This is a genomic window from Rubrivirga halophila (assembly GCF_046845755.1).
Lineage (GTDB): Bacteria > Bacteroidota > Rhodothermia > Rhodothermales > Rubricoccaceae > Rubrivirga.
This window is the reverse complement of the sequence record NZ_CP177357.1, coordinates 2009918-2035566: the sequence shown is the minus strand read 5'-3', so window position 1 is coordinate 2035566 and position 25649 is coordinate 2009918. Positions and strand designations below refer to the sequence as shown.

Annotated in this window: 20 protein-coding genes; 11 read left to right on the top strand and 9 right to left on the bottom strand. The window is 73.3% G+C overall.

What is annotated here, in order from left to right:
• The first annotated feature begins 190 nt into the window (after positions 1 to 190).
• Positions 191 to 1765, top strand: a complete 1575-nt coding sequence (locus ACLIRP_RS08990; RefSeq protein WP_412063630.1) for a Vms1/Ankzf1 family peptidyl-tRNA hydrolase — start codon at positions 191 to 193, stop codon at positions 1763 to 1765.
• Positions 1766 to 1845: 80 nt separating this feature from the next.
• A complete protein-coding gene (gene msrB / locus ACLIRP_RS08985; RefSeq protein WP_412063629.1) occupies positions 1846 to 2262 on the top strand; it encodes a peptide-methionine (R)-S-oxide reductase MsrB in 417 nt (138 codons plus the stop codon).
• A gap of 45 nt (positions 2263 to 2307) precedes the next feature.
• Here the strand turns inward: msrB and ACLIRP_RS08980 are convergent, their stop codons facing one another.
• From ACLIRP_RS08980 to ACLIRP_RS08970, 3 genes are read right to left on the bottom strand one after another with little or no spacing between them, the layout of a single operon-like run.
• Complete coding sequence (locus ACLIRP_RS08980) at positions 2308 to 3783, bottom strand: murein hydrolase activator EnvC family protein (RefSeq protein ID WP_412063628.1); 1476 nt, start codon at positions 3781 to 3783, stop codon at positions 2308 to 2310.
• Between the two features lie 47 nt (positions 3784 to 3830).
• Positions 3831 to 4613: a DUF4292 domain-containing protein gene (locus tag ACLIRP_RS08975; RefSeq protein ID WP_412063627.1), complete on the bottom strand. Its 783-nt coding sequence runs from the start codon at positions 4611 to 4613 to the stop codon at positions 3831 to 3833.
• Positions 4614 to 4620: 7 nt separating this feature from the next.
• A complete protein-coding gene (locus tag ACLIRP_RS08970; protein ID WP_412063626.1) occupies positions 4621 to 5595 on the bottom strand; it encodes a hypothetical protein in 975 nt (324 codons plus the stop codon).
• Between the two features lie 109 nt (positions 5596 to 5704).
• On the opposite strand from ACLIRP_RS08970, the gene ACLIRP_RS08965 reads away from it, so the two are divergent.
• The 6 genes from ACLIRP_RS08965 (at position 5705) to ACLIRP_RS08940 (ending at position 13131) form a co-directional block, all read left to right on the top strand.
• On the top strand, positions 5705 to 7132 hold the full coding sequence (locus tag ACLIRP_RS08965) for a YfcC family protein (RefSeq protein ID WP_412063625.1): 1428 nt from the start codon (positions 5705 to 5707) through the stop codon (positions 7130 to 7132).
• Between the two features lie 135 nt (positions 7133 to 7267).
• A complete protein-coding gene (locus ACLIRP_RS08960) occupies positions 7268 to 7717 on the top strand; it encodes a DUF2147 domain-containing protein (RefSeq protein ID WP_412063624.1) in 450 nt (149 codons plus the stop codon).
• 180 nt (positions 7718 to 7897) lie between these two features.
• Positions 7898 to 8407 (top strand): HNH endonuclease, encoded by a 510-nt coding sequence (locus ACLIRP_RS08955; RefSeq protein ID WP_412063623.1) that lies wholly within the window; start codon positions 7898 to 7900, stop codon positions 8405 to 8407.
• A 126-nt stretch (positions 8408 to 8533) separates the two neighbouring features.
• Positions 8534 to 9199: a fumarylacetoacetate hydrolase family protein gene (locus ACLIRP_RS08950; protein ID WP_412063622.1), complete on the top strand. Its 666-nt coding sequence runs from the start codon at positions 8534 to 8536 to the stop codon at positions 9197 to 9199.
• A 62-nt stretch (positions 9200 to 9261) separates the two neighbouring features.
• Positions 9262 to 11607, top strand: a complete 2346-nt coding sequence (locus ACLIRP_RS08945) for a DUF5686 family protein (protein WP_412063621.1) — start codon at positions 9262 to 9264, stop codon at positions 11605 to 11607.
• Between the two features lie 162 nt (positions 11608 to 11769).
• Positions 11770 to 13131, top strand: coding sequence for a carboxypeptidase-like regulatory domain-containing protein (locus ACLIRP_RS08940; RefSeq protein WP_412063620.1), 1362 nt, complete (start codon positions 11770 to 11772; stop codon positions 13129 to 13131).
• A gap of 309 nt (positions 13132 to 13440) precedes the next feature.
• On the opposite strand, the gene dps is transcribed toward ACLIRP_RS08940, so the two are convergent.
• The gene (dps, locus tag ACLIRP_RS08935; RefSeq protein WP_412063619.1) at positions 13441 to 14001 is read right to left on the bottom strand and encodes a DNA starvation/stationary phase protection protein Dps; all 561 of its coding nucleotides are present in this window, start codon (positions 13999 to 14001) and stop codon (positions 13441 to 13443) included.
• 232 nt (positions 14002 to 14233) lie between these two features.
• On the opposite strand from dps, the gene ACLIRP_RS08930 reads away from it, so the two are divergent.
• The 3 genes from ACLIRP_RS08930 (at position 14234) to ACLIRP_RS08920 (ending at position 18568) form a co-directional block, all read left to right on the top strand.
• Positions 14234 to 16594 (top strand): ATP-dependent helicase, encoded by a 2361-nt coding sequence (locus ACLIRP_RS08930; RefSeq protein ID WP_412063618.1) that lies wholly within the window; start codon positions 14234 to 14236, stop codon positions 16592 to 16594.
• A 5-nt stretch (positions 16595 to 16599) separates the two neighbouring features.
• Positions 16600 to 17532, top strand: coding sequence for an RDD family protein (locus tag ACLIRP_RS08925; protein ID WP_412063617.1), 933 nt, complete (start codon positions 16600 to 16602; stop codon positions 17530 to 17532).
• Positions 17533 to 17629: 97 nt separating this feature from the next.
• Complete coding sequence (locus ACLIRP_RS08920) at positions 17630 to 18568, top strand: 50S ribosomal protein L11 methyltransferase (RefSeq protein WP_412063616.1); 939 nt, start codon at positions 17630 to 17632, stop codon at positions 18566 to 18568.
• 24 nt (positions 18569 to 18592) lie between these two features.
• On the opposite strand, the gene ACLIRP_RS08915 is transcribed toward ACLIRP_RS08920, so the two are convergent.
• From ACLIRP_RS08915 to ACLIRP_RS08895, 5 genes are all read right to left on the bottom strand, one after another.
• Positions 18593 to 21004 carry a response regulator gene (locus ACLIRP_RS08915; protein ID WP_412063615.1) on the bottom strand — a complete coding sequence of 804 codons (2412 nt, stop codon included), beginning with the start codon at positions 21002 to 21004 and terminating at the stop codon, positions 18593 to 18595.
• 41 nt (positions 21005 to 21045) lie between these two features.
• Positions 21046 to 21510 (bottom strand): hypothetical protein, encoded by a 465-nt coding sequence (locus ACLIRP_RS08910; protein WP_412063614.1) that lies wholly within the window; start codon positions 21508 to 21510, stop codon positions 21046 to 21048.
• 31 nt (positions 21511 to 21541) lie between these two features.
• On the bottom strand, positions 21542 to 22606 hold the full coding sequence (locus ACLIRP_RS08905) for a porin (RefSeq protein ID WP_412063613.1): 1065 nt from the start codon (positions 22604 to 22606) through the stop codon (positions 21542 to 21544).
• A 153-nt stretch (positions 22607 to 22759) separates the two neighbouring features.
• The gene (locus tag ACLIRP_RS08900) at positions 22760 to 25087 is read right to left on the bottom strand and encodes a response regulator (RefSeq protein ID WP_412063612.1); all 2328 of its coding nucleotides are present in this window, start codon (positions 25085 to 25087) and stop codon (positions 22760 to 22762) included.
• The gene (locus ACLIRP_RS08895; protein WP_412063611.1) at positions 25087 to 25647 is read right to left on the bottom strand and encodes a YfiR/HmsC family protein; all 561 of its coding nucleotides are present in this window, start codon (positions 25645 to 25647) and stop codon (positions 25087 to 25089) included. Before ACLIRP_RS08895 ends, ACLIRP_RS08900 begins: the two co-directional genes overlap by 1 nt.
• Positions 25648 to 25649: the final 2 nt, after the last annotated feature.

Genomic DNA, 25649 nt, shown 5'->3' with positions numbered 1-25649 from the left:
CCTCTCCGTCTCTGAAAGGCATGGGCGGCGGTCTCTCCGGAGGCCGCCGCCCTTTTCTGTGCGCCCGCGCGGGGTGGCCGCCCGCCCGGCGCCACGCAGGACCGGGAAGGGACGACGGGGCGACTCCCTACCAGGCCGGTGGGAGCCGCCGTGCCGCCACGGCGTTGAGGGGGGCCACTCTCCCGGACCCATGCTCGACGCCGCCACCCTCCGCCAGCTCGCCGACCTCGCCGGGCCGGAGCGCGCCTTCCTGACCGTCTACCTCGACGCGCACGACGAGCCGAGCGTCCTGGAGTCCCGGTTCGAGCGCGTCCGCGCCCTGCTGGCCGACCAGCCCGCCGAGGCCGAGCACTTCGAGGAGAGCCTGGCGTTGGCGCGGCCGCTCATCGAGGAGCACGCCGTCGGCGAGGGCTCGCTGGCCGTCTTCTCGTCGTGGGCTGGCGACCTCCGCAAGGCGTACGCCCTCCCCGAGGCGGTCGGCACCAAGGTTTGGATGGGCGACGCGCCCTACCTCCGCCCGGCCGCCGAGCTGCTCGACGAGAACGAGACGTACGCGGCCGTCGTCCTCGACAACGAGAAGGCGCGGATCTACCTCGTCTCGGCCGACGAGGTCGACGAGGAGGGCCGCGTCCGGGGCGACGTCAAGAACCGGGTCAAAAAGGGGGGCTGGAGCCAGAAGCGGTACGCGCGCCGCCGCGACAAGCAGATCGAGACGTACGCAACGCAGCTGGCGACCGACCTCGCCACGCTCGACGCCGAGCGCCCCTTCGCCCGCCTGGTGATCGTCGGCTCCGACGAGCCCGCCCGCGCGCTGACGGCGGCGCTCCGGCAGGACCTCCAGGACAAGCTCGTCGGCTCGCGCTCCGTCGACGGGAACGCCAGCGACGCCCAGGCGCTGGAGGCGGCGGCCGACCTCGCCGAGGAAGGGGAGCGGCAGGCCGAGCAGGACCTGTGGGCGGCCATCCGCGAGCAGGGGATGGGGCCCGGTCTGGCGGCGTTCGGCGCGACCTCGGTGCTGGCGGCGCTCCAGGCCGCCCGCGCCGATGCCCTCCTCATCGCCCGCGACGCCGACCTCGACGGCACCAAATGCCGCGCGTGCGAGGCCGTCGCCCACGGCACGCCCGACACGTGCGGCGTCTGCGGCTCGTCCGACGTGTTCCGCGTCGACCTGGTCGAAGTGCTCACCGAGCAGGCCACGCGGACCGGCGCCGACGTCGACTTCGCGGACCCGTTCGAGGCCCTCGCCAAGGTGGGCGGGGTGGCGGCGCTGCTCCGGTACTCGCTGGCCGAGAACGACGCCGAGCGGGAGGAGCGCGAGCGCCGCGCGCAAGCGGCGCGGGATCAGCAAGAGCGGGCCCAGCGCGAGGCCGAGGCGCCCTCGGAGCCGGTCGCTCCCGAGCCGGACCAGGCGTCGGGCCCGGAGGCTGCTGGCGAGGAGCCGGTGGCCGAGCCCGCCAAGGCGCAGGCCGCCGATCCGGTTGCCGAGCCTGTTGCGGAGCCGGTCGTCGAGCCCACCCCGGAGCCGGTTGACGAGCCCGTACCCGTACCCGTCGCGGAGCCCGTTCCGGAACCGATCGTGGAGCCCGTCGCGGAGCCGATCGCGGAGCCGGCTGCCGTCGAGACGCTCGCACCTAAACCTGAGCGCGCACCCATCGCTGCGCCTGCGGCAGCCCCGCCCGAGGAAGCAGGGGGGGCTCGATCCGCCGTCCTGTGGGGGATCGCCGTTCTCGTCCTCCTCGTGATCGCGGCCCTGTTCATGCTCTGAGTCCGACGGTCACGAGCACTGGCCCGGTCGGCACTCGGCCGTGCCCCAACGCGTCGCCCCTCCAACCACACCGCAAGACCGTGACCGACCATGAGGCCCCCGACGACTGGCGCCGGCGCCTCACGCCGGAGCAGTACCGCGTCTTGCGCGAGGGCGGGACGGAGCGGGCGTTCACGGGCGCCTACCACGACGAACAGCGCGCCGGGCTCTACCGCTGCGCGGGCTGCGGCGCGGGTCTGTTCCAGAGCGCCGACAAGTACGACAGCCGGAGCGGGTGGCCGAGCTTTACCGACGCCGTCGGCGGGGCGGTCCACCTCCGCGACGACCGGACGCACGGGATGGTCCGCATCGAGGCCGTGTGCGTGGCGTGCGGCGGCCACCTCGGGCACCTGTTCGACGACGGGCCGCGCGAGGCGGGCGGGCTCCGTTATTGCATCAACTCAGCCGCGCTCGCCCTCGACCCGGCCGACGAGGGGAGCGGGTCACCGGACGCGTAGACGCCATCGCCCGCACGCAGGCCCGCGCGGGGCGGAGGGCGCGGCCTACCGCAGCCAGCCCGAGGGGTTGACTGCCTGGCCGCCGTCGTAGAGCGCGAAGAACAGCTTGGCGCCGCGCCGCTGGGCGCTCGTGCCGGATCGCCCGACAACCTGCCCCGCGCGGACCGTCTCGCCCTGCCGAACGGCCACGTTCGAGAGGTTGCCGTAGAGCGTCACGAACTCGCCGTGCGTGACCATGATGTAGGTCCCGTACGTCGGAATCGTGCCGATGCGCCGGACGACCCCTTCAAAGACAGAGCGGACCGGCGCGCCCGGCGCCGTCGAGTAGTCGACGCCGTCCGACGAGGTCGTCGTACCGGTGACGGGGTCGCGACGCGAGCCGAAGCTTCCGGTGATGGTGCCCTCGACGGGGCGGGGCAGGCGGCCCCGGTTGGCGCGGAACGAGCCCGTAAGATTGACCGGGCGGTCCGCCGCCGGCGGCGGGGTCGGCGTCGCTCGCGGAGCGGGCGGCGTCGGAGGCGCCGGGCGCGGCTCCGGCGCGGGCGTTGGTCGGGCCTCGGCGATGGGGGGGGAGGGCGCGGCCTCGGGCGGCGTCGGGGTGGCCTCGGGCGTGGGCGTCGGAGCGGGCGCGGGCACGGGCGCTGTTCGGGGCTCGGGCGTCGTGCGCCGCTCGCGCGCGATCCGGGCGCGCTCGGCGGCCTGGTCGGCCTCGCGCTGGACACGGGCGCGGCGCTCGGCCTCGGCCTGCGCCGCGGCGACGCGGGCCGCCTCGGCGGCCGCCGCCTCCTGGCGCTGGCGCTCGGCCTCGGCCCGGCGCCGTTCCTGAGCGACGAGGTCCTGGACGACGCCGGCCAACTGCTGGGCGTCCGTGCGCCGCTGGTCGAGCTCGCGCTCGAGCCGGCCGCGCTGGCTCCGGAGGTCCGTCACGAGCGCCGCCCGCTCCGACCGCCGCGCGGCGATGCGCCCACGCTCGACCTCGCTCTGCTGGAGCAGCCGCTGCGTCTCTTCGAGCGAGACTCGCACCTCGCGCTCGCGGCCCTGCATCTCGGCCGACTTCCGGGCCACCTGCTCGACCTGCCCGCGCCGCCGCTGGGCGAACTGCTGGAGGTACCGCGCCCTCACCAGCATCTGGTTCACCGAGCCCGACGCCAGGATCAGCGCCAGCCCGTTTCGCCGGCCGTGGACGTAGGCGTGCCGCGCGCGGCGCCGATACGACCGCTTGGCCTCCTCGATCTCCGTCTCCAGCCGCTCGATCGACCGCCGCAGCGTCTCGGTCTCCGTCCGGATCGTGCCGATCTGGCTGCGGTAGCCCGACACGAGCTCCTCGCGGAGCTGGACCTCGGCGTCCATGCTTTCGAGCGCTTGCAGCGCCGACGTCTCCTGCCCCCGCGTGCGCTGGACCTGTTGCTCCGTCGCTGCGATCTGGCGTTGCAGCCCGGTCAGGCGGCGCTCGGTGGCCGCCCGGTCCTGCGAGAGGGCCGGGAGCGCGATGAGGGCAGCGAGAAGGACGACGCAACGCATGGGGGGACGGTGTCGGCGACCGGCGGGGAAGGTAAAGGCGCGAGCCCTCAGCGGAGGACGATGACCTCATAGCCGTCCGGCCGGACAAACCGGATGCGCAGGTCTGGGGGGTTCACGACGAGGCGGCGGTGCTCGAGGTCGACCGTCGTGCCCGCGCCTTCGAGATGCACGCGGCGGGGCAGCACGGCGCCGTCGACGGTGTCGAACTCGCTCGCGGTCTGGAGACCGACCTGACGGCCGTCGGCATCGAACTCGACCACGCGCACGACACGCCAGATCGACGGGTCGACGGTGTACGAGCGGTTGCCGGGGGCGTTCGGAAGGCGGCCGGCGAGCGTGTACATCCCGTCGCTCGCGACCCGCGTCCACGCCACGTCGGCGTCGGGGACGAGGAGACCGAGCGCGGCGCGGACGACGCGGCCGTCGCGGCTGGCGCCCGGCACGACGGCGTCGGCGGCGCCCAGCGGGCCGATCACCAGTTCGTCCTGGATCACGTTCGCGAGAAACAGCGAGTCCGGCGTGAGCAGCCCGCGCGCGGCGATGATGCCGAGCGGGCCGCGCACGGTCACTGAGGCGCTGTCCGCCAGCCGCGCGCGCAGGCTGTACGACGCCGACTGGTCGGTCCCGTCGGGCTGGACGGCGCGGACCTCGCCGTCGGCGGCGACCGAGAGGACGGGCGCGACGGAGGCCTCGACGGCCGCCAGGATCTGGGCGACCGTGTGGTCGGGGTAGCCCGCGGCGGGCCCGGTCGGCGGGTCGGCGACGAGCGGGCCGGTGGGCGCGCAGCCGGCGGCGGCGATCAGCAGGGCGAGAGAAAGGAGACGGAGCAACGGAGCTTTAGGGGGAGAGGAGGGCGTCGAAGCGGGCCCGGAGCGCGGCGGCGCCGTCGAGCGCGGCGCCGACCACGTCGAGCGCGGCGAGCCCGCGACGGGCGGTCGCCTGGGCATCAGGCCGTCGGCCGGCGGCGGCGTACGCCTCGGCGGCCGACGCGAGCACGGCGGGGACGCTGGAATACAGGAGGAGGGCGTCGTCGGCGAGCGCCCCGGCGCGCGGGTCGTTCGCGTCGGCGAGGGCGTCGAGGGCGCGGACGAGCGCGTCGAGGTCACGCGGGTTGTCGCGAGCGGTCTGGACGAGGGCGTCGAGGCCGCTCGGCGCGGGCGCCGCCGGCGTGGCGACGGGCGCAGTCAGATCCGCGAGCCGGGCGCGGACGGCGGGCTCCGAGGGCGCGAGCCGGGCGGCCGCCTGCGCGTGCGCGAGCGCGTCGGCGGCGTCGCCCGCGCGCTGGGCCAGCCGCGACAGCCGGAGCCGCGCCGCGATCGTGTCGCCGGTGCGGACCAAGTCGCGCAGCACCTCCCGCTCGAGCCCGGCATCGCCCGCGGCGGCGGCCCAGTCGGCGACGGCGGTGAGCACGGCGGGGTCGGCGGGGGAGAGGTCCCGCGCCTGCGTCAGCGCCTCCCGGGCGCCGTCCTGGCCGGCGGCGTCGAGCGCGGCCGCCAGCAGCACGAACCCGTCGGCGCGGTCGGGAGCGGCGTCGGCGGCGCGGCGCGAGAAGAAGACGGCGTCGGCGTGGGCCCCGATGCGGAGCGACACCTCGGCGCGCGTCGCCAGCACGGCCGCGTCGCTGGGGGCCGACTCCAGCACCTCGTCGAGCAGCCGGAGCGCCGTCGAGTCGTCGTCGACCGCGAGCGCCGTCAGGGCCCGGACGTAGCGGCCCTCTAGCCGTGCCGCCTGCGCACCCGCCTGGGCGACGACGGGGGCGGCGAGGGAGCCGAGGACGAGGAGCAGCAGCAGGCGCATGGCGGAAGATCGCATGGCCGCCCAACGGCGACGACGGGCCGCGAGGTATCTCGGGCGCCGGATCGCACGCTTTCCGGTCGCTCGCGGAGGCGCGTCTAGCTTCCGCGTCTCCGCACCTGACGCCATGACGCCCGCCGAAACCCTCGCCGCCCCCCGATTCCGCGCGCCCGACACCACGCTCATCCTGTTCGGCATCGTCGTGTTCGCCGCGCTGCTGACGTGGCTGGTCCCGCCTGGCGAGTTCGCCCGCAACGAGATCGAGGTCGAGGGCGTCGGCACGCGCGAGGTCGTCGTTCCCGGCTCCTATGAGCGGATCGACGGGGCCGACGTCAGCGTGGGCTCGCGCGTCGTCCACACGGTCGCGATGATCTTTCAGGCCCCCATCCGGGGCTTCGTCGACCCCGACGCGGCGCCGATCATCGCGTTCGTGCTCCTGGTCGGCGGGGCGTTCGCCGTCCTCACCAAGACCGGCGCCGTTGACGCGGCGCTCCGGCGCGTGGTGCTTCGGGCCGAGGGGTCGCCGCTTCTCGACGTGCTGCTGATCCCGCTCTTTATGGCGCTGTTCTCGCTCGGCGGCGCCGTCTTCGGGATGTCTGAGGAGACGATCCCGTTCGTGCTCATCTTCGTGCCCCTCGCGCTGGCGCTGGGCTACGACGCCATCACCGGGGCCGCAATTCCGTTCCTGGGGTCTGCCGCCGGGTTCGCCGCCGCCTTTTTGAACCCGTTCACGGTCGGAGTCGCCCAGGGCATCGCCGGCGTGCCCCTGTTCAGCGGCGCCGGATTCCGGGTCGTGCTGTGGGTGATCGTCACCGCCGTCGTCACCACCTTCGTCGTCGTCCGCGCGCGCCGGGTGCGGGCCCGCGGGGTGGCCTCGGACACCGAGGTGCCCGCCCTCGCCGACGTCCCGTTCACGCGGCGCCACGGGTGGGTGCTGCTGGCGTTCGCGCTGGGCATCGCCGCGCTCGTGACGGGCGTGCTCTCGCAGGGCTGGTACATCACCGAGATCGCCGCGCTGTTCGTGGCGTTGGCGGTGCTGCTGGGCGCCGTCGGCGGGCTGGGGGGCAACGACACGGCCAAGGCGTTCATGGCCGGCGTCCGCGACCTCGCGCCGACGGCCGTCATCATCGGGCTGGCGCGGGGGATTCTGGTCGTGCTCGAGGACGGGCAGATTGTGGACACGATCCTGTACGCGCTGTCGTCGGGCCTGGGCGGGGCGGGGGCGACCGTCGCGGCCGGGGCGATGTTCGCCGTGCAGACCGCGATCAACGTCGTCGTGCCGTCCGGCAGCGGGCAGGCCGCGCTCACGATGCCGCTGATGGCGCCGCTCGCGGACCTCGTCGGCGTGACGCGGCAGACGGCCGTGCTGGCATTCCAGATGGGCGACGGGTTCACGAACATGATCATCCCCACCAGCCCGGTCCTGATGGGCGTTTTGTCGCTGGCGAAGGTGCCCTGGCCGACGTGGGCGCGGTTCATGGTCCCGCTCCAACTGGCCCTCTTCACGCTCGGCCTGGTGACGCTGGCGATCGCGGTCGGGATCGGGTACAGTTGAACACGGGCCGGTGAACAGTGTACACTCGGGCACGGACGAGGCGCCGCCAGCCGTTCCTGTCCGGTCCGCCGCTGTTGGCACGCCCCTTGTATCTCCGGTGGACACCCCCCGGCTCTTCACTCCCCCACGCACACGATGACCCGACTTTCCCTCACTGCGCTCTTCGCGCTCGCTCTGTCCCTCCTCGCGGCGCCCGCGATGGCCCAGTCCGTCACCGGCTGTTGGGCCTCCGTCGACGACGAAGACGGCCAGGTGAAGTCCTACGTCAAGATCTACCCGGAGGGCAACACCCTCGTCGGCGACATCGTCCGGCTGGTCCAGGACGGCGGCCGCTGCACCGACTGCGCCGACCAGTACAACGGCCGCGTGCTCCGCAACGAGCGGATCATGACCGGCTTCAAGCGCGACGGCGCGCGGTACGAGGACGGCAGCATCATCGACCCGAAGTCGGGCCGGACGTACAGCGCCCTCATGAACCTGGTCGAGGGCAACTCGGACCGGCTCTACCTGCGGGGCTACCTCGGCGTCCGCGCCCTGGGCCGCACGCAGTACTGGCGCCGCGTCCCGACCTCGAACTGCAACTAGCCCGTCGCGGCGCACCGCGCCGCCGGTAGTGACGGCTTTGGGCCCTCCGGTCGCGCTTGCGGCCGGGGGGCTTTTCAGTATCATCGGGCCGTGGTCGGCGCCGCTGCCGGCCGTAAGCCGCTGCACCGCCTTCCCATCCGCGTCGTCCCCCCCGGCCCCCCGGCGTAACGCCAGACTGTCGTGACCTCGCTCGCGGGCCACGTCCTGGTGCTGAACCGCGACTACCAGGCGCTCTCGGTGTGCACCGTCGAGCGCGCGGTCGGGCTCGTCTTTCTCGACAAGGCGGAGGTGGTGGCGGCCCGCGAGGACCGCGCGCTGCGGACGGTCCGGAGCGCGTACCCCTGGCCGACCGTCGTCCGGCTGGCCCGCTACGTCCGCGTGCCGTACCGCAAGGTGCTCCTGACGCGACGCAACGTGATCCGGCGCGACGGCCACCGCTGTGTGTACTGCGGGGCGTCGGAGCGGCTCACCATCGACCACGTGCTCCCGCGGTCGCGGGGCGGCACGGACACCTGGGAAAACCTGGTGGCCGCCTGCACGCCCTGCAACAACCGCAAGGGCAGCCGGACGCCTGCCGAGGCGGGGCTCACGATGCGGAGGCCGCCGTTCCGCCCTAGCCACGTGATGTACATGCGCGACCTGATCGGCCACGGCGAGGAGTCGTGGAAGCCGTTCTTGTACGCCGCCTGAGGCTCGCTCGCTACGCTCGCAGAACGGGGCACGAGGCACGGGCAGACCCAGGGGTAGCGCAAGCGGTCGACTGGCGACATCTTCCCAGTTCCCAGTTCCCAGTTCCCAGTTCCCAGTTCCCACCCCATGACCCTCACCCTCCCCGACGGCCGCGAGCTCCGGCCCGGCAAGGTCCTCTGCATCGGCCGCAACTACGTCGCCCACGTGATCGAGATGGGCGGGCGCGAGGGCGACGAGCCCGTCGTCTTCCTCAAGCCGGCGACGGCCCTGGTGGGCAGCGGCGGGACGCTCGTGCTGCCCCGCCAGTCCGCCGACGTGCACCACGAGGTGGAGCTGGTAGCCGTGATCGGGACCGAAGGCAAGGGCATCGCCGAGGCCGACGCGCTCGACCACGTCGCGGCGTACGCGCTCGGGCTCGACATGACGGCCCGCGACCTCCAGGCCGAGGCCAAAAAGGGCGGCAAGCCGTGGAGCGTGGCCAAGGGCTTCGACACCTTCGCGCCGCTCGGCCCGCTCGTCGACGCGGCCGAGATCCCAGACCCCCAAGCGCTTGAGATCACGCTCACGATCGACGGCGACGTCCGCCAGCAAGGCTCGACGGCGTTGATGGCCTTTTCGGTCGCCCGCATCGTGGCCTACCTGTCGACCGTGTTCACGCTCGAGCCGGGCGACGTGATCTACACCGGCACGCCCGAGGGCGTCGGGCCCGTCCACGATGGCGAGACGCTGGTCGCCACGGGCACGGGCCTGCCGACGCTGACCGTGACCGCGCGACGCGAGCCCGCGGCATAACGCTCGGACGCGCAACCTCAAGAGGGCGCGTCCGTCTGGGTGTCTGTCTCCCCGAACTCGTCATGCGTTTTGCGCCGCTCGTCCTAGCCGTTCTTGCCATCGGCGCCCACGCGCAGACGACGGTGACCGGCCGCGTCACCGACGCGTCGACCGGCGAGGGGCTGCCGGCCGCGACCGTCCAGGTGCCGGCGACGAGCCGGGGCACGATCACGAACCGCGAGGGCGCCTTCGAGCTGGCGCTCCCCGCCGGGGCCGACTCGCTCGTCGTCAGCTTCGTCGGCTACACGCCGGCGCGGCTCGCGGTCCCCGCCTCGGGCCGCCTCGACGTGGCGCTGGCGCCCGCCGTGGCGACGCTGGGCGAGGCCGTGGTGACGGGCGGGAATCCCGCCGAGAACATCATGCGGCGCGTCATCGAACGGAAGGGGCGCTGGCGGGCCGGGCTCGGGACGTGGCGGGCCGAGGTGTACTCGCGCCAGACGATCCGCGCGAGCGGCGAGGTCGTCGGCGTGATCGAGGCGCAGACGCTGGCGCACTGGGACCGCGCGCGCGGGCTCCGCGAGGTCGTCCAGGGCGTCAACCGGACGGGCAACTTCGGGTCGGTCCCGCTCGACGCGTTCTCGGCGGCCGACCAGGCGCTCAACCTCTACGACGACGAGATCGCGTTCGGCGGCTTCGACCTGATGGGCCCGACCGCGCCGCGCGCGCTCGCGTTCTACCGCTTCGAGATCGTCGGGCGGCGCGCCCTCGGCGACCAGCTCGTCTACGACCTGTCGTTCTCGCCCCGGAACGCGCTCCAGCCCGGCTTCGCAGGGACGCTGGCGGTGTTGGTCGACGCGGACGCGATGGTCGGCGTCTCGGCCACCACGAGCGGCGCCGTCCAGTTTCCGCTCGTCAACCGGTTCGACCTGACGTTCGAGCAGCAGTTCTCGTCGTTCGGGCTGGCCGTCGGTGGCGAGCCGGTGTGGCTCCCGGCCGACTTCCGGATGGACGCGCAGGGTAAGGCGGGCACGGCGTTGCTCCAACTCCCCGACATCGGGGTCGCCGTCGCCAGCCGGTTTACCGACTACGAGGTCAACGTGGCCCTGCCGGACTCGCTGTACGTGGCCGAGGGGACCGTCGTCGACTCCGTCTCTGTCGCCCGCGCGCTGCCCGTCGCGGGCGTCGTCCCGTTGTCGGTCGAGGAAGAGCGGGCGCTCGCGGACGTGGACTCGACCGTGTCGCTGACCGAGGCGTTCCGCCCGACCGGCCCGCTCGCGCGCTTTTTTCCGGTGACGATCACGGTCGCGGGCGAGGGGAGCGGGCGCGCGGCGCCGTCGGGGCTCCGGCTCTCGTACAAGCCGGCCGCGTGGTACAACCGCGTCGAGGGCGCCCGGGTCGGGGCGGAGGGGACGGCGCGGCTGGGGCGCCAGCGGGCGACCGTCGACCTCGGCTACCTCACCGGGCCCGCCCGGCTCGCCGCCAGCGGCCAGCTTGTCGGGCGGCTCTCCGAGGGCGCGTTCGTCGGCGTCACGGCGCACCACGACGTGCTCCGGCTCGCGCCGTCGTGGCCGACGCGCGTCACCAACTCCGTGACGGCGCTCGCTGGGGGCGACGACTACTACGACTACGTCGACCGGACGGGCGGTTCGGTGTGGGCGGGTTGGTGGGGACAGCAAGCGCCGTACCCCGTCGTCTCCGGCTGGCTCCGGGCCGATGGGTATGACCCGTCAGACGTCACGACGACGTTCTCGCTCGTCGGCGACCTCGACCGGCCGACCGTCTCGGCGGTCCCCGACGGCGTGATCCGGGCGGGCGCCCAAGTCCGCGTCGGGAGCTGGCTAGATGCCCTGCGCGCGAGCGTGACGGGCCAGCGCGCCGTCTCGGCCTGGGCCGAGGTCGGGCGCCGAACCGATGGCCTCCCGGCGGTCGACGCCGACTATGCCCGCGCGGGCGCCGAGCTTCGGTGGTCGACGCCGACCGTCCTCCGCCGCCGCCTGCTGCCGCCGACGTTGCACCTCGTGCTCGCGGCCGGCGCCAGCTGGGGCGACCTGCCGGTGACGCAGGCGTCCGGGCTCGATGGGTCGCATGCGGGCGTGGCGCCGTTCGGGACGCTGCGCGCGCGCGAGGGCCAGTCGCTCGTCCGCGAGTACGCGCTCGTCGCCTGGGAGCACGACTTCCGGAGCGTCCCGTTCGAGCTTCTCGGCTGGCGCGGCGCCTCGCCGCTCGGCGTCTCGCTGCTGGTCCACGGCGCCCACGCCTGGGGGAGCGCGGCGGAGGGCGCCGTCGGCGTCGAGCCGTCGGTCGTCCACCACGAGGTCGGCGCCTCGCTCGGGCTGGGCTACACCGTCCCGCTCCGCCTCGACGCGACGTACCGGCTGACCGACGACCCCGGCGTCGTCGTGGGCGTCGGGCTGACGCGCCTGTTCTAGCGGCGGGCGGGTAGGGCGCTGGGCCGGCTCGGCGCTACCCGATGCCGCGAGGTCCACGGAACGGCTCGCGAGGTCCACGGAACGGGTCCGCTGGCGGGGCACCACGGCGGGGCGTGGCCCGTTCGGAGGCCTTCCGCCTCGCCCGTCCCCCCGCTGTCGCCCGTGCGCCATCCCCTGTCTCGGCCCGCCTGGCTGGCGCTCCTCGTTCTCGCCGGGTCGGTGCAGGCCCAGCCCGTCCGGCCGGGGGTGACGGTGCCTGAGCGGCGCGTCGAGCGGCCCGCCGAGACCGTGGCCCGGTTCGAAGGCGTGGTGCTCGACGCCGAGACGCGGCTGCCGCTGCCGGGAGCGACGGCTCAGGTGCAGGGGTGGCCGGGCGGCACGTCGGCCGACGCCCAGGGCCGGCTCGCACTCGACCTGCGCGAGCTCCCGGCCACCGTCGTCGTCCGGTTCGTGGGCTATGCGCCGGGTCTGGTGCCGCTCACCGAGGCCGACGTGCGCGACGGCGTCGTGCGGCGGACGGTCCACCTGTCGCCCACGGCGACGGCGCTCGGCGAGGTCGTCGTGACCGACGAGCCGCCCGGCGAGGTGCTGTGGAGGCGCGTGCTGGCGCGGCGCCAGCGGCTGGCGGTCGGGCTCGGGGCATACGCCGCCGAAGGCTACGCGCGGCTGCTCTTGACGCGCGACGGCGTGACGGACGTGCGGCCGGTCGCGATCTCGCTGACCGAGGCCGTCTCGAACCTGTCGTGGTCGCGCGGCGCCGGCCTGCGCGAGGAGGTGGTCGCGCGGCGGCGCCTGCCCGAGGGCGGACCGTTCCGGTGGGCCGGGCTCGAGCCGCTGCCCGACCTGTACTTCGAGGACGTGCTGTGGCTCGACGGCCGCCCGATCCCGTCGCCGACGCGGCCCGACGCCTTGCGCGACTACGCCTTCCGCTTGGGTGAGACCGTCGAGATGGACGGGCTCCGCTACCTCGACCTCGCCGTCATCCCCCGGCGCGGGGGCCTGGTGGCCGGCCGCATCCGCGTGGTCGACTCGCTTTACGTCATCGCCGAGGCCGACTTGCGGGCCGACTTCCAGCCCGGCGGCGCCGTCGACTACTTCGACGCGAGCTACCGCTGGGACTTTGCGCCCGTCTGGGCGAGCGACGCCTTGCGCGACTCGGTCTGGCTGCCCCGCCGGTTCAGTCGCGAGGGGACCGTGACCGTCAACCTGCCCGGCAACCGGATCCCGACGGTCCGCTTTCGCCAGACGACGCTGTTGGACCTGGTGCTCCCCGGTGTCCGCGGACAGGTCGCCGCCTCCGCGCGACGGTACCGGAACCCGCGCCGCGTCTACGCTGGGAGGGAGACGTTCCGCGCCGGCCGCGCGGCGCTCCCGCTCGACAGCCTGGAAGTCGTCGCCAACGAGTCGGACTGGATCCGCCGGGCCGAGCTGGCGGACCTGCTCAAGCCCCAGGACGGCATCGGGATCAGCCTGTTCGGGCTCATCTCCCCGAGCGCGAACGTCGAGGGCGAGGACGACGACTGAGGGATAGGTCGGCTATCGCTCCGAACGAGAGAGGCTTGCGTGAGGCTCAGAGACGGCTCGGGGAGCACCAAGCTCATCCTACAGCGTCATCCCGCACCCGAAAGGCGCCAGCCAACGCATGCGAGGGATCTCAGCACGGCCCGCTCGCCCATCTTTCCGTGGGTCGCCACTCGGAGGCTTTTGCTGAGATCCCTCGCAAGCTCGGGATGACGTTGTAGGACGGGGGGCCTTCCCAGAACGCTCCCTCAGATGCAGGCATGCAAGCGGGCCGACCGAGAAAGGTCGGCCCGCGCGATGGGTCGATGCGGCCTACTTGGGGTCCTGGCCTTCGCCGGTCAGGCCGCCGTCGTAGCGCTGGAGGTGGCCCTCGATAAACCACGTGCCGCGCTCGGCGATGTGGACGATCTGGTCGTAGAGGTCCGTCGTGCCCGGGTCGCCGATCTCGTCGGCGGTGCCGTTCGCCTCGCGAATGTGGTCGGCGTACTGGGCCCAGCGGTCGGCCAGGACGGTCAGGAACGAGGGGTCGTTGAGGCCGTCCTCGGCGTCGTCCTGGTCGGTGCCCGGGAACGGGTCGATCAGGCTGTTCTTGGCGGCCATCCGGACGGTCCCGAAGGCGTACCCGCCGAGCAGCACGATCCGCTCGGCCAGGAGGTCGGCCGGCTCCTCCAGCTTCTCGGCCAGCTCGTCGTAGAGGAGGTGGAGCTGGTAGAAGTCCTTGCCCTTGACGTTCCAGTGGGCCTGCTTCGTCTGGGAGTACAAATCGGAGGTCGCCGCGAGCGTCGTGTTCATCAGCGCGACGAGCTTGTGGCGGTCGTCGGCGGGGATGCCGAGGCGCGTGCGGTACGGGGTCTGAGCGGTCTTGTCGGCCATGGGAGGGGAGGGAGGAGGGGAGAGGTAAACCAGACGGCGCCGCCCGCTGATCCCCGCTGGCGGCTCTCCACGGGGTTTCCGTGGATGGGACCGGCGACCGGGGACGGGAGACCGCGGACGGAGACCGGGCATACGGCCCTGTGCCTCGGCCCCGGATTCCCTCGATCCCCAACGCCCGACCCCCAATCGCGTCCGCCCGCTTCGCTAGGTTGCGCAAAACGCCGATCCACCGATGAAGACGTTCACGCTCCGCCCCGGCCCCGACGCCGGCGACACGCCCGACCGCGCCCCCGACACCGCCGCCGCTCAGGACCTGCTGGCGGGCCTCAACCCGACGCAGGCCGAGGCCGCGAGCACGACGGACGGGCCCGTCATGATCATCGCCGGGCCCGGTTCGGGCAAGACCCGCACGCTGACGCACCGGATCGCGTACCTGCTGGCGGCCAAAAAGGCGTGGCCGAGCCAGATCCTGGCGCTCACGTTCACCAACAAGGCCGCCAAGGAGATGCGCCAGCGCGTCGTCGAGCTCGTCGGCGACGAGGCCAAGGGGATGTGGATCGGGACGTTCCACAGCATCTTTGCCCGCGTGCTCCGCCGCGAGGCCGACAAGATCGGGTTCTCGCGCGACTTCACGATCTACGACTCCGACGACTCGGAGCGGTTGATCAAGGAGCAGATGCGGCGGTTCGGGATCGACCCCAAGAAGGTCACCCCGCGCTCGGTCCGCAACGCGATCTCGGGCGCCAAGAACGCGATGGTCGGGCCCGAGGAGTACGCCCGGCTCGCCGGCGACCCCTTTACCGAGGCCGTCGCCAAGCTGTACCCGCCCTACGCGCGGATGCTGCGGCAGGCGAACGCGATGGACTTCGACGACCTGCTCGGCATGCCGATCCGCCTGTTCGAGCAGCATCCGGAGACGCTCAAGGAGTACCAGCGGCGCTGGCAGTACCTCCACATCGACGAGTACCAGGACACGAACCGGACGCAGTACGTGCTCGCGAAGATGCTCGCGGCCGAGCACCAGAACATCTGCGTGGTCGGCGACGACGCCCAGTCGATCTACGCCTTCCGGGGCGCCGACATCCAGAACATCCTGTCGTTCCAGAAGGACTACCCCGGCGCCGTCGAGCTCCGCCTGGAGCAGAACTACCGGAGCACCCAGCGCATCGTGCGGCTGGCCGACGCCGTCATCAAGGGCAACAAAAAGCAGCTCACCAAGACGCTGTGGACCGACAACTCGGAGGGCGACCCGATCGTCCTGATGGAGGCGTTGTCGGAGCGCGACGAGGCCCAGAAGGTGGAGCGCACGATCCGCGACCTGCGCAGCCGGACGGGCATGGGCTGGCGCGACGTGGCCGTCCTGTACCGCACGAACGCCCAGAGCCGCTCGATCGAGGAGTCGCTCCGGCGCGGCGGCATCCCGTACCGCATCGTCGGCGGGACCAGCTTCTACCAGCGCAAGGAGATCAAGGACGCGCTCGGCTACCTCCGGCTCGCGGTCAACCCGAGCGACGACGCGAGCATCCTGCGCGTGCTCAACGTGCCCACGCGCGGGATCGGCGGGAAGACCGTCGAGCAGCTCCGCCAGTACGCGACCGAGCACCGCGTGGCGCTGTGGCAGGCCATCCAGGACCCTGGGGGCGCCGGGTTGTCGGCGCGCGCCGCCAAGGCCGTCGAGGGCTTCGGGTTCCTGATCTCGCGGTTCGCCTCGAAGGCCACGACGGCGCCGGCCGACGAGATCGCGCGCGAGCTGATCCAGGAAACGGGGCTCCTCCAGTCGTTGCGCGACCAGAACACGCCCGAGGCGCTCGTCCGGCTCGAGAACGTCCACGAGCTGCTCAACGCCGTCGCCGAGTTTGCCGGCGGCTCCCCGGACGGCGAGCCGCGGACGCTGGCGGAGTTCCTCCAGGAGGTCTCGCTCGTCGCCGACGTCGACCGGCTGTCGGACGACGAGAACCGGGTGACGCTGATGACGCTCCACGCCTCAAAGGGCCTCGAGTTCAAGGTCGTCTTCGTGACCGGGCTCGAAGAGGGGCTCTTCCCGCTCGCGAAGGCGGCCCAGGACCCGACGGAACTGGAGGAGGAGCGGCGCCTGCTCTACGTCGGCGTCACGCGCGCCGAGGAGGGGCTGTACCTCAGCTACGCCCGGAGCCGCTACCGCTACGGCGACCAGCAGTCGAGCGTCCGCTCGCGCTTCTTGGACGAGCTCGACGGCGACGACCTGTTGCAGACCGAGTCCGGCGCGCGCGTCGAGTCGCGGTCGGACCGGTTCACCACGCCGGACGGCGGGATGGGCCGGTACGGCGGGATGGACCCCGACTACTGGAAGGCCACGTTGCGGCCCGAGGCGGAGGCGGCCAAAAAGCTCAAGCGGCGGACCAAGAAGGTGCCCTACGCCGAGCGTCAGGTCGTCTACGACGAAGGCGAGGCCCAGGTCGTGCCCGGCGTCAAGGTGTACCACAAGTCGTTCGGGAACGGCAAGGTGATCGCCGTCGAGGGCGCCGGCGAGCGGGCCGCGGCGACGGTCCACTTCAAGTCGGTCGGGATGAAAAAGCTCAAGCTGGCGTTCGCCAAGCTCCAGGTCGTGGAGTGAGCGCGGTGGTCGCCCTCGACCCGCGCGACCGGATCACGCCGACCGCGTTCGAGATCGCGCCCGACCTGCTCGGCGTCGCGCTCGCGAGCCCGGTCCGCCGCGGGCTGGCGCTCGGCGTCGACCTGGTGCTGGCGATGATCGTCTCCGAGGCGGGCGGCCCGGCGGCGGCGGGCATCGCGGCGGCCGTGCTGTTCGTGCTCGTCGGGATGCGGCGCAAACGCGGGGGCCGGTTCCGGCGCGTCGTGCGGGGCGCGCTGGTCGGCGTCGGCGCGCTGATCCTGTTCGGCGTGACGACCGGGCTGCTCGACGACGCCACCGACGAGGACCGGGCCGCCGAGATCGCCGAGGTCCCGCGCCCCGACCCCGTCGCCGCCCCGGTCTGGTCCGACTCGGCGCGCGCCGCCGCCGCCGCCGACGTGCGCGCCTTCGCGGACGCCTTCGCGCGTGCCGACTCGGTCGCCGCCGACTCGCTCCGGGACGCGGCCGCCCCCGCCGTCGCGGGCCGCCAGCTCCGCCAGCGCGACGCCGACACCGAGTACTGGCGCGCCCGGTTCAGGCGCGCCGACGACCGCGCCGACGACCTCCAGGACCAGATCGACGACCCGACGTTTCTGCGCTCGCTCCAGGCACTCGCGGCCGACTTCGGGCTCGTCCTGGGCTGGATCGGCGCCTACTTCACGCTGACGCTCGCGGTCTGGAACGGCTACACGCCCGGCAAGCGGCTCCTCGGGATCCGCGTCGTCCGGCTCGACGGCCGTCGCCTGTCGCTGTGGGCGGCGTTCGAGCGGTTCGGCGGCTACGTCGCCGGGCTCGTGACCGGGCTCCTCGGGTTCGCCCAGGTGCTGTGGGACCCGAACCGGCAAGGCGTGCAGGACAAGATCGCCGGGACCGCCGTGGTCCGCATGGCCGACGCCCGGACGCCCCGGCGCCTCGGCTAGCGGCGCCCGGCGGGCCCGGACGAAGAAGCGACCCCCTGCGTTTGAGGGCCCGCCGGAGGGGTAGTCTGCCGGACGCCCCCGACGCTCGCGTCCCCCCATGCAATTCTCCCAGACGCTCGCGTACCACGCGAGCATGCTCCTCGACACGGAGCGGACCCTCCAGTTTCAGCGCGCGATCCACGCGGCGGTGACCGAGGGCGACATCGTGGTCGACATCGGGTGCGGGACGGGCGTGCTGGCGTTCTTCGCCTGCCAGGCCGGCGCCCAACACGTCTACGCCATCGAGCGCGGCCCGATCGTGGGGCTCGCCCGCGAGCTGGCGGCGGCCAACGGGTTCGCCGACCGCGTGACGGTCCTCCACGACCCGTCGTGGGAGGTCGACGTGCCCGAGCCCGTCGACGTGGTCGTGAGCGAGACGCTGTGGGACTTCGGTCTGGGCGAGGGGATCGTCGACACGATCGCGGATGCGAGCCTGCGCTGGCTGCGCCCCGGCGGCCTCGTCATCCCGGCCTCGTTCGAGATGTTGCTGGCGCCGGCCGGGCTCGCCCGCCGCGCCCGCCCGCCCGCGGGGTTCGGCGACGCCTACGGCCTGGACCTGTCCCGGCTCACGAACGCGGTCGTCCACTCGGTCGGGACCGTCGAGGACGCCTCGACACGGCTGTTGGGCGAGATGACCCGGGTCGGCGGGCTGGCGCTCCCGTATGAGGGACCGGAGGCGATCGTGCTCGGCGGGCGACTCGTGGTCGAGCGGGCCGGGTTCCTCGACGCGCTCGCGGGGAGCTTCCGGGCCCGGCTCTTCGGGAAGGTCTTCATCTCGAACGTCCCGCCGAACGAGGCCCCGAACTGGGGCCACGCCGTGTTCCCGATCGAGCCGCCGGTCCGGGTGGAGCCCGGGGACCTCGTCGAGGTCGAGGTGGTGACCTCCGCCCACGACGACTCGACGTGGCGGTGGTCGACGCGCGTGACGCGGGACGGCACGACGGTCGCCGAGTCCCGGCAGTCGACGCAGGAGGGGCTGCTGGCGGCCGCCGACTGACGCGGCCAGCGCCTCGAGTCGTGGCTAGTCCGCCTCGGCGAGCTTGGCAGGGGACTCCGGGACCTCGCCGAACGCCCGGTGCAGGGCCTCGACGACGATCGGCTTGGTGAGGTAGTTGTCGCAGCCGGCCTCGAGGCACCGTTCCCGGTCGCCTTCCATCGCGTTCGCCGTCAGCGCGATGATGTGGGGCTGATCGAGGTCGAGCGTCCGGATCCGGCGCGTGGCTTCGAGGCCGTCCATCCGGGGCATCTGGATGTCCATCAGGATCACGTCGTAGGGCTGCCCGTGGGTGGCCTGGCGGCGGACGGCCTCGACGGCCTCGGCGCCGTCGGCCACGACGTCCGCCCGGATCCCGAGGCGGCTCAGGAGGCGCACGGCGACCTTCTGGTTGACCGCGTTGTCCTCGGCGAGGAGCACGCGGTGCGCCGACCGCGGGGGCTCCTCGGCGAAGGGCCGCGCCACCCAGGCCCCGTCGGCGAGGGGGGAGGGGGGCTCGGGGGCCGCCGCGAAGGCCCGGACCACGATGTCGTGGAGCTGGCTCGGCTTGGTCGGCTTGTAGAGGACGGCGTAGACGCCAGCCGCCGCCGCCCGGGCCTTCAGGGTGGCGTCCCGGCTGATCGAGGTGAGCATCACGACGACGGGCGGGGAGCCCGCGTCGCGGATCCGCTCGGCCACCTCGAGCCCGTCCATCTCGGGCATCTGCATGTCGAGCAGGACGAGGTCGACCGTGCGGCCGGCGGCGCGCAGGCGGCCGAGCTCGGCGAGGGCGTCGCGGCCGGAGGCCACGGCCTGGACCGCCATCCCCCACTGCGCCGAGAGGCGGCAGAGGATCTCGCGGTTGACGGCGTGGTCGTCGACGACCAGCACCGTCCGGCCCGCCAGCGCGGGCTGGTCGCGGTGGAGGTGGACGCGGCGCTCGGACGGGGCCACCTCGACGGCGACCGAGAACCGGAACGTCGAGCCCTCGCCCTCGACGCTCTCGACCCGCATCTCGCCGCCCATCATGTCGACGAGGCCGCGGCTGATGGTCAGGCCCAGGCCCGTGCCCCCGAACCGGCGCGTGGTCGAGGCGTCGGCCTGGGAGAAGCTGTCGAAGACGGACTCGAGCTTGCCCCGGGCGATCCCGATCCCCGTGTCCTCGACGGCGAACCAGAGGGCGGTGCGGCCCCCGGGGGCCACGTCGGGCGGCGCCGCCGAAACCCGGACGCAGACGCCGCCGACGGCCGTGAACTTGACGGCGTTCGAGAGCAGGTTGACGAGCACCTGGCGCACCCGGGTCACGTCGCCGACGGCGGCGCCCGGCACGCCGTCCTCGACGATGTACGCTAGCTCGACGCCCTTGTCCGCCGCCCGGGGGGCGATCAGGTCGAGCGCGTCCTCGACGCACTGGCGCACGTCGAAGGGGTAGGCCTCGATGTCGAGCTGGCCGGCCTCGATCTTGGAGAAGTCCAGGATGTCGTTGATGACCGTCATGAGCGCCTCGCCGGACGTCCGGATGGTCTCGACGAACTCGCGCTGGTCGGCGTCGAGGCCCGTGTCGACGAGCAGGCTCGTCATCCCGATCACGCCGTTCATGGGCGTGCGGATCTCGTGGCTCATGTTGGCCAGGAACTCGCTCTTGGCGCGCGTCGCGGCCTGGGCCTCGTCGCGGGCGATCTCGAGGTCGTGGACGGTCCCGGTGAGCTCCTCCGCGCGGGCCTCCAGCTCTTCCGTGGCCTGCGACAGCTCGCGCGTCCGGCGCGCGACGCGGTCCTCGAGCTCGCGGCGCCCCCGGTCGATGGTCTCGGCCATCTCGTTGAAGTGGTGGGCGAGCAGGCCCGTCTCGTCGCGGCCGCGGACGACGGCGCGCGCGGAGAAGTCGCCGCCGGCGAGCGCCCGCGTCGTCTCGGTGAGCTGCCTGATGGGCGCGGCGATGTACGCGGCGATCGCGTAGATGGCCGCGAGGCCGGTCAGGAGCAGGAGCAGGCCCACGCCGAGCGTGTTCCGGCGGCTCCGGTCGATCCCCGCGTCGAGCGCGGCCAGCGACTCGACCAGCACGACGGAGCCGTAGTCGCTCTCGCCGGCCGAGATGGGCGCGCTGTGGATGAGCCGGCCGTCGTCGTAGCGGAGGGTCGCCGAGGCCCAGGCGGGGTCCCACCGCGCGTCCTCGGGGAAGGCGCCGATCACCTCGCCGTCGGGGGCCGCCACGACGATCTGGGTGATGGCGGCCTCGCGCTTGGCGTAGTTGAACGCGAGCTGCATGCTCTCGTAGTCGAAGCTGTCGAGCCCGACCGCGATCGCCAGCGCCAGCGTCTCCGTCGTGACCTCGATCTCGCGCTCGAACGCCGCGAGCTGCTGCTGGCGCTGGACGTGCGGGAAGTAGACGACGACGAAGGCGACGAAGGCCACGATCAGGACGAACGTGCTCGTGACGACCTTAAACGAGATGGAGCGCATGAAGCGGGGGTCCTGTCGGGGGGAGGCCGGTGCCGTCCGGCCTAGTCGGTGAGGAGGAGGTGCCCGTTGCGGTCGCCGCCCTCGCCCCGGACTGCGATCCGCTTGACCCGGGCGCCGGACTCGACGGCCGAGGCCGTGACGAACCCGATGGCCCCGGGGTGGTCCCGGACGAACGCCAGGACCTCGGCGTCGGTGCGGAGGCTGACCGGCCCGTCGGCGACGCGCCCGGAGAGCAGGAGCCGGACCCAGCGACGCCCGATGGCGCGCGCGCTCTGGTCGGCGACGGTCTCGAAAAACTGGTCGGCCAGGCGGCGCTGGATGCACACGGCGGCGAAGCTGCGGACCTCGCCGGTGTAGATCCGCCGGAGGTCCTGGACCGAGAGGGCGCTGACGGGGCTCGAGGGGTGCGCCACGATCGCGACGGGGGGCAGCGACGGGGGGGGCTCGAAGCCCGCGGAAACGACGAGGAGCCCGGCCAGCACGGCGGGGAGGAGGAAGCGCGACATGAGATCGGTGGAGGCGGTGTCCCGTGACGGGCTAAAAGGCGACGGCGACGGAGGACACGAACATCTCGTGCCCGTCCCGGAGCGCGTCCTCGAACCGGACCACGTGGCCTTCGGCCTTGAGGTACACGCGGGGCGTCAGCGACAGGTTGACGCCGCCGACGAAGCGGTACTCGTCGCCGGTGTCGACGGCGGGGACGTAGCGCTCGGCCCGGGCGAACGGCGTGAGGCGGTCGGCCAGGGTGTAGCCGGCCTGGAGGTAGCTCCCCACCGCGTGCTGGAAGGCCCCGCTCGGGGCGCCGGCGGCGTCGAGCGACTCCATCGCCCCGAACAGGACCTCGCCGTGGACGTCGAGCGCGTCGGACCGGAGGCGGGCGTCGAGGGCGAGCGCGCGCTGGCGGGTCTGGGCGGCGTCGCCGTTCCGTTCGGTGTAGACCGAGGCGCCGAGCTCGGACTGGCCCAGCGGCAGGCCCACGATGACCCGGGCGCCCAGGGCCTTGTTGCCGTTGTCGTCCTGCTCGTAGGGGTTGGCCCCCTGCCCGTTCGAGAGGTACCCGACGTAGTCCAGGCTCCAGGCGTCGGAGTACACCGCCCCGAGCACCTGGACGCCCGTCCCGAACTTGCTGAAGAGCCGCTGGCGGTCGCCCATGGGGTTCGCATGCTTGCCGTAGACCGCCGTCGGCAAGTATGTGCTGAGGAACGTCGGGGTGGCGTCGTGGACCAGGTTGTAGATCCCGAAGGGGACGAGGAATTTGCCGGCCCGCGCCATCAGCGCGTCGGTGTGCCGGTACTCCACCCAGGCGCGCTCCAGCTTGACCTCGCCGACGCCGACGCCGTCGCTCAGCTCCAAGCCGTGCTCCCACTCGATCTCGCCGAGCACGCGGAAGTGCTCGTCGAGGACGAACGACGTCAGCACGTTGAAGTGGTGCTGGTCGAACGTCCCGCGCTTGCCGGCGTCGCTGGCGTTGTCGAGCTCGTACTCGAGGTCGAAGTAGCCGTAGATGTTGACGCTCCGCTCCTGGGCCTGGGCGAGCGGCGAGCCCGCAGCGATGGCGACCAGGGCGGCCAGAAATCGCAGCGGGGGGGAAGTAAGAAACATGGCGAGGTCAATCTGCAGGTGTCGTAGGTCTCTTGTCGAGGACAACGGGGGCGGCTGAAGCCGCGCCCGGCGGGAATCGGGGCCCGATCGTGGGCGGCGGATCCTCCGCCGGGTCGGCAGGCGTCGCCAATCGGCCGGCGGGGCGCGAACCGGTCAGGGGACCGCGAGCACGGCGGGGCGGGCGTGGCCGTCGCCGGCGTGCGCCGCGAGCACCGCCCGGACGTCGTCGAGCTTGACCGGCTTCGAGAGGTAGGCGTCGGCGCCGGCATGGAGGCAGGCCTCGCGGTCGCCCTCCATGGCGTTCGCGGTCAGCGCCACGATGCGGGGCTGGCGCAGGCCGGGGTCGGCGCGGATGGCGCGCGTCGCCGCGAGCCCGTCCATCTCGGGCATCTGGATGTCCATCAGGACGAGGTCGTAGGGGTGGCCCTGGGCGTCGAGGTCGCGCAGCGACTGGATGGCCTCGGCCCCGTTCGCGGCCACATCCGCCTCGCACCCCAGGCGGTTCAGGATGCGCAGGGCCACCTTCTGGTTGACCACGTTGTCCTCGGCGAGCAGGATCCGCATGGGCACGCGCGGCCCCGCCTCGGCAAGCTCGGTGGGCTCGGTGGGCTGGGCCGCCGACGCCACGCGCGCGCCGAAGAGGTCTAGGAACGCGTCGTAGAGCTGGGCCGGCTTGGCCGGTTTGTAGAGCACGGCCGCGATGCCCGCGTCCTCGGCCCGCATGCGGAGCGAGGCGTCCCGGGCGACGGAGGTGAGCAGGAGGGCCGGGGCGTCGTGGCCGGGGAGCAGGCCGAGGGTGGTCGCCACGTCGATCCCGTCCATCTCGGGCATCTGCATGTCGAGCACGACGAGGTCGAACGGGGCGCCGGCGGCGCCGGCCGCGACGGCCGCGTCGATGGCGGCGGCGCCCGAGGCGCACTCGACGACGGCCATCCCCCAGCCCGCGAGCGTGCGCCGCAGAATGTGGCGGTTGACCTCGGTGTCGTCGACGACGAGCACGCGGCGGCCGGCGAGGGCCGGCTGCTCGCGGCGCAAGAACACCTGGCGCTCGCCCGGCGCCGCCTCGACGGCGACCGAGAACCGGAACGTCGAGCCTTGGCCGGGGACGCTCGTCGCCCCGATCTCGCCGCCCATCATCTCGGTGAGGTGCCGGCTGATGGTGAGGCCGAGGCCGGTCCCGCCGTACTGACGCGTGGTCGAGGCGTCGGCCTGGGAGAAGCTCTCGAAGATGGCCTCGAGCTTGTCGGCCGGGACGCCGATGCCCGAGTCCTCGACGGCGATCTGGAGCATGGTCGCGCTCCCCGCCGCCGGCGCGCGCGGCGCGGCGTCGACGCGGACGCAGACGCTGCCCTCGGGCGTGAACTTGACCGCGTTGGAGAGCAGGTTGACCAGCACCTGGCGGACGCGCGTGGCGTCGCCGAGCACGGCGTGCGGCACGCCCTCCTCGACGACGTACGCCAGCTCGACGCCCTTTTCCGCCGCCCGGGGGGCGATCAGGTCGAGCGCCTCCTCGACGCACGTCCGGACCTCGAAGGTGTGGACCTCGAGGTCGAGCATGCCGGCCTCGATCTTCGAGAAGTCCAAGATGTCGTTGATGATGGTCAGGAGCGCGTCGCCCGACGTCCGGATGATCTCGACGAACTCGCGCTGGTCGCCGTCGAGCGCGGTGTCGAGCAGGAGCGAGGTCATGCCGACGACGCCGTTCATGGGCGTGCGGATCTCGTGGCTCATGTTGGCCAGGAACTCGGACTTGGCCCGCGTGGCGGCCTCGGCGGTCTCGCGGGCGGCGTCGAGTTCGGTCTCGCGCGCCTCGGTCTCGTCGAGCATCTGGTTGAAGGCGCGCGCGAGGTCGCGCGTCTCGGGCCCGGCCGTGGGCGTCGCGCGGCGGTCGCGGGCGCCGTCGGCGATGGCCCGGGCGGTCGCCGCGATCTGGGCGATGGGCCGGGAGACCGCCCCGGCGACCGCGTTGGCGAACAGCAGCCCGAGCACGGTCACGCCGAGGAGCACGGCCAGCACCGTCCGCCGGAACGCCGAGACGCGGGCGCGGACCGGGCTCAGGGAGAGGGCGAGGTGGAGGTGGCCGATGACGGCGCCGTCGAGGAGGACCGGGACGGCCGTCTCGAACACGTCGGCGGTGTCGGCGTCGGCGCGGTACGCCGCGATCGGCGCGTCGGCCTCGTCGTCGACCACGATGCGGCGGACGTCGGGGTCCTCGAGCACCTGGCGGAGGACGTCCTCGACGGCCGCCGGGTCGCCGAAGGCGAGCCCGGGCGCGGCGCCGTACGCCGTGATGCGGGCCAGGCTCTCGGCCCGCGACTGGACCGCCTCGACGGCGACGGTCTCGATCAAGGTGGGTGTGATGGCGAAGATGCCGACCCCGCCCACCGTGACGAGCGCGGCGAGCGCGGTCATCAACTGGCTCCGCAGCGTCATCGTGAGCCGTCGGGGGGGGCGGAGAGCCGTGGGGAACGGGCGGGGCATCAGTCGACGAAGGTGGCGAGTTGGAGGAGCCGGGCGCTGAAGTCGGCGCCGGCGGCCCGGGCGGCGCGGCGGTGGAGCAGGATCTCGGGCCGCCCGTCGCGGAGCCCGATCCCGACGGCGGCCCCGGCCTGGACGTAGGCGCGGACGCCGGTGACGGTGAGCACCCCGGCCGCCGCGCTCGCACGCACGAGCGCCGCCACGTCGACGCCGCGGAGCGGGGCGACGTACGCGACGTCGGCCGACCGGAGGGCGGCGGAGACCCGGGGCAGCGAGGTCATCGGGACCCCGGCCACCCGCACCGCGCGGCCCTGGACCGTCGCCCGGCTGAAGGCCGCGGCGGCCGCCTCGAAGGCCTGCCGCGACGCCCGGTTGCGCTCCTGGTAGACGATGGCGACGACGAGGGGGCGGGACCCTGCCATCGAGCGGTCGAAGGCGAGCACGCGCGTCAAGAGCGGGACCTGCCGCCCGACCGGCACCTCCATGTCGTCCGCGTGGCCGCCCGCCGCCATCAGCAGCAGGGCCACGGCGATCCAGCGGGGAGCGGCGGAGAGTGCGGGCATGG

What these genes read in the sequence shown, in the direction of transcription:
- ACLIRP_RS08990 (WP_412063630.1), top strand. Translation starts at nt 191, where the DNA reads ATGCTCGACGCCGCCACCCTCCGCCAGCTCGCCGACCTCGCCGGGCCG.
- ACLIRP_RS08965 (WP_412063625.1), top strand. Translation starts at nt 5,705, where the DNA reads ATGACGCCCGCCGAAACCCTCGCCGCCCCCCGATTCCGCGCGCCCGAC.
- ACLIRP_RS08910 (WP_412063614.1), bottom strand. Translation starts at nt 21,510, where the DNA reads ATGTCGCGCTTCCTCCTCCCCGCCGTGCTGGCCGGGCTCCTCGTCGTT.
- ACLIRP_RS08945 (WP_412063621.1), top strand. Translation starts at nt 9,262, where the DNA reads ATGCGTTTTGCGCCGCTCGTCCTAGCCGTTCTTGCCATCGGCGCCCAC.
- ACLIRP_RS08905 (WP_412063613.1), bottom strand. Translation starts at nt 22,606, where the DNA reads ATGTTTCTTACTTCCCCCCCGCTGCGATTTCTGGCCGCCCTGGTCGCC.
- ACLIRP_RS08915 (WP_412063615.1), bottom strand. Translation starts at nt 21,004, where the DNA reads ATGCGCTCCATCTCGTTTAAGGTCGTCACGAGCACGTTCGTCCTGATC.
- ACLIRP_RS08980 (WP_412063628.1), bottom strand. Translation starts at nt 3,783, where the DNA reads ATGCGTTGCGTCGTCCTTCTCGCTGCCCTCATCGCGCTCCCGGCCCTC.
- ACLIRP_RS08950 (WP_412063622.1), top strand. Translation starts at nt 8,534, where the DNA reads ATGACCCTCACCCTCCCCGACGGCCGCGAGCTCCGGCCCGGCAAGGTC.
- dps (WP_412063619.1), bottom strand. Translation starts at nt 14,001, where the DNA reads ATGGCCGACAAGACCGCTCAGACCCCGTACCGCACGCGCCTCGGCATC.
- ACLIRP_RS08900 (WP_412063612.1), bottom strand. Translation starts at nt 25,087, where the DNA reads ATGCCCCGCCCGTTCCCCACGGCTCTCCGCCCCCCCCGACGGCTCACG.
- ACLIRP_RS08960 (WP_412063624.1), top strand. Translation starts at nt 7,268, where the DNA reads ATGACCCGACTTTCCCTCACTGCGCTCTTCGCGCTCGCTCTGTCCCTC.
- ACLIRP_RS08930 (WP_412063618.1), top strand. Translation starts at nt 14,234, where the DNA reads ATGAAGACGTTCACGCTCCGCCCCGGCCCCGACGCCGGCGACACGCCC.
- ACLIRP_RS08970 (WP_412063626.1), bottom strand. Translation starts at nt 5,595, where the DNA reads ATGCGATCTTCCGCCATGCGCCTGCTGCTGCTCCTCGTCCTCGGCTCC.
- ACLIRP_RS08895 (WP_412063611.1), bottom strand. Translation starts at nt 25,647, where the DNA reads ATGCCCGCACTCTCCGCCGCTCCCCGCTGGATCGCCGTGGCCCTGCTG.
- ACLIRP_RS08920 (WP_412063616.1), top strand. Translation starts at nt 17,630, where the DNA reads ATGCAATTCTCCCAGACGCTCGCGTACCACGCGAGCATGCTCCTCGAC.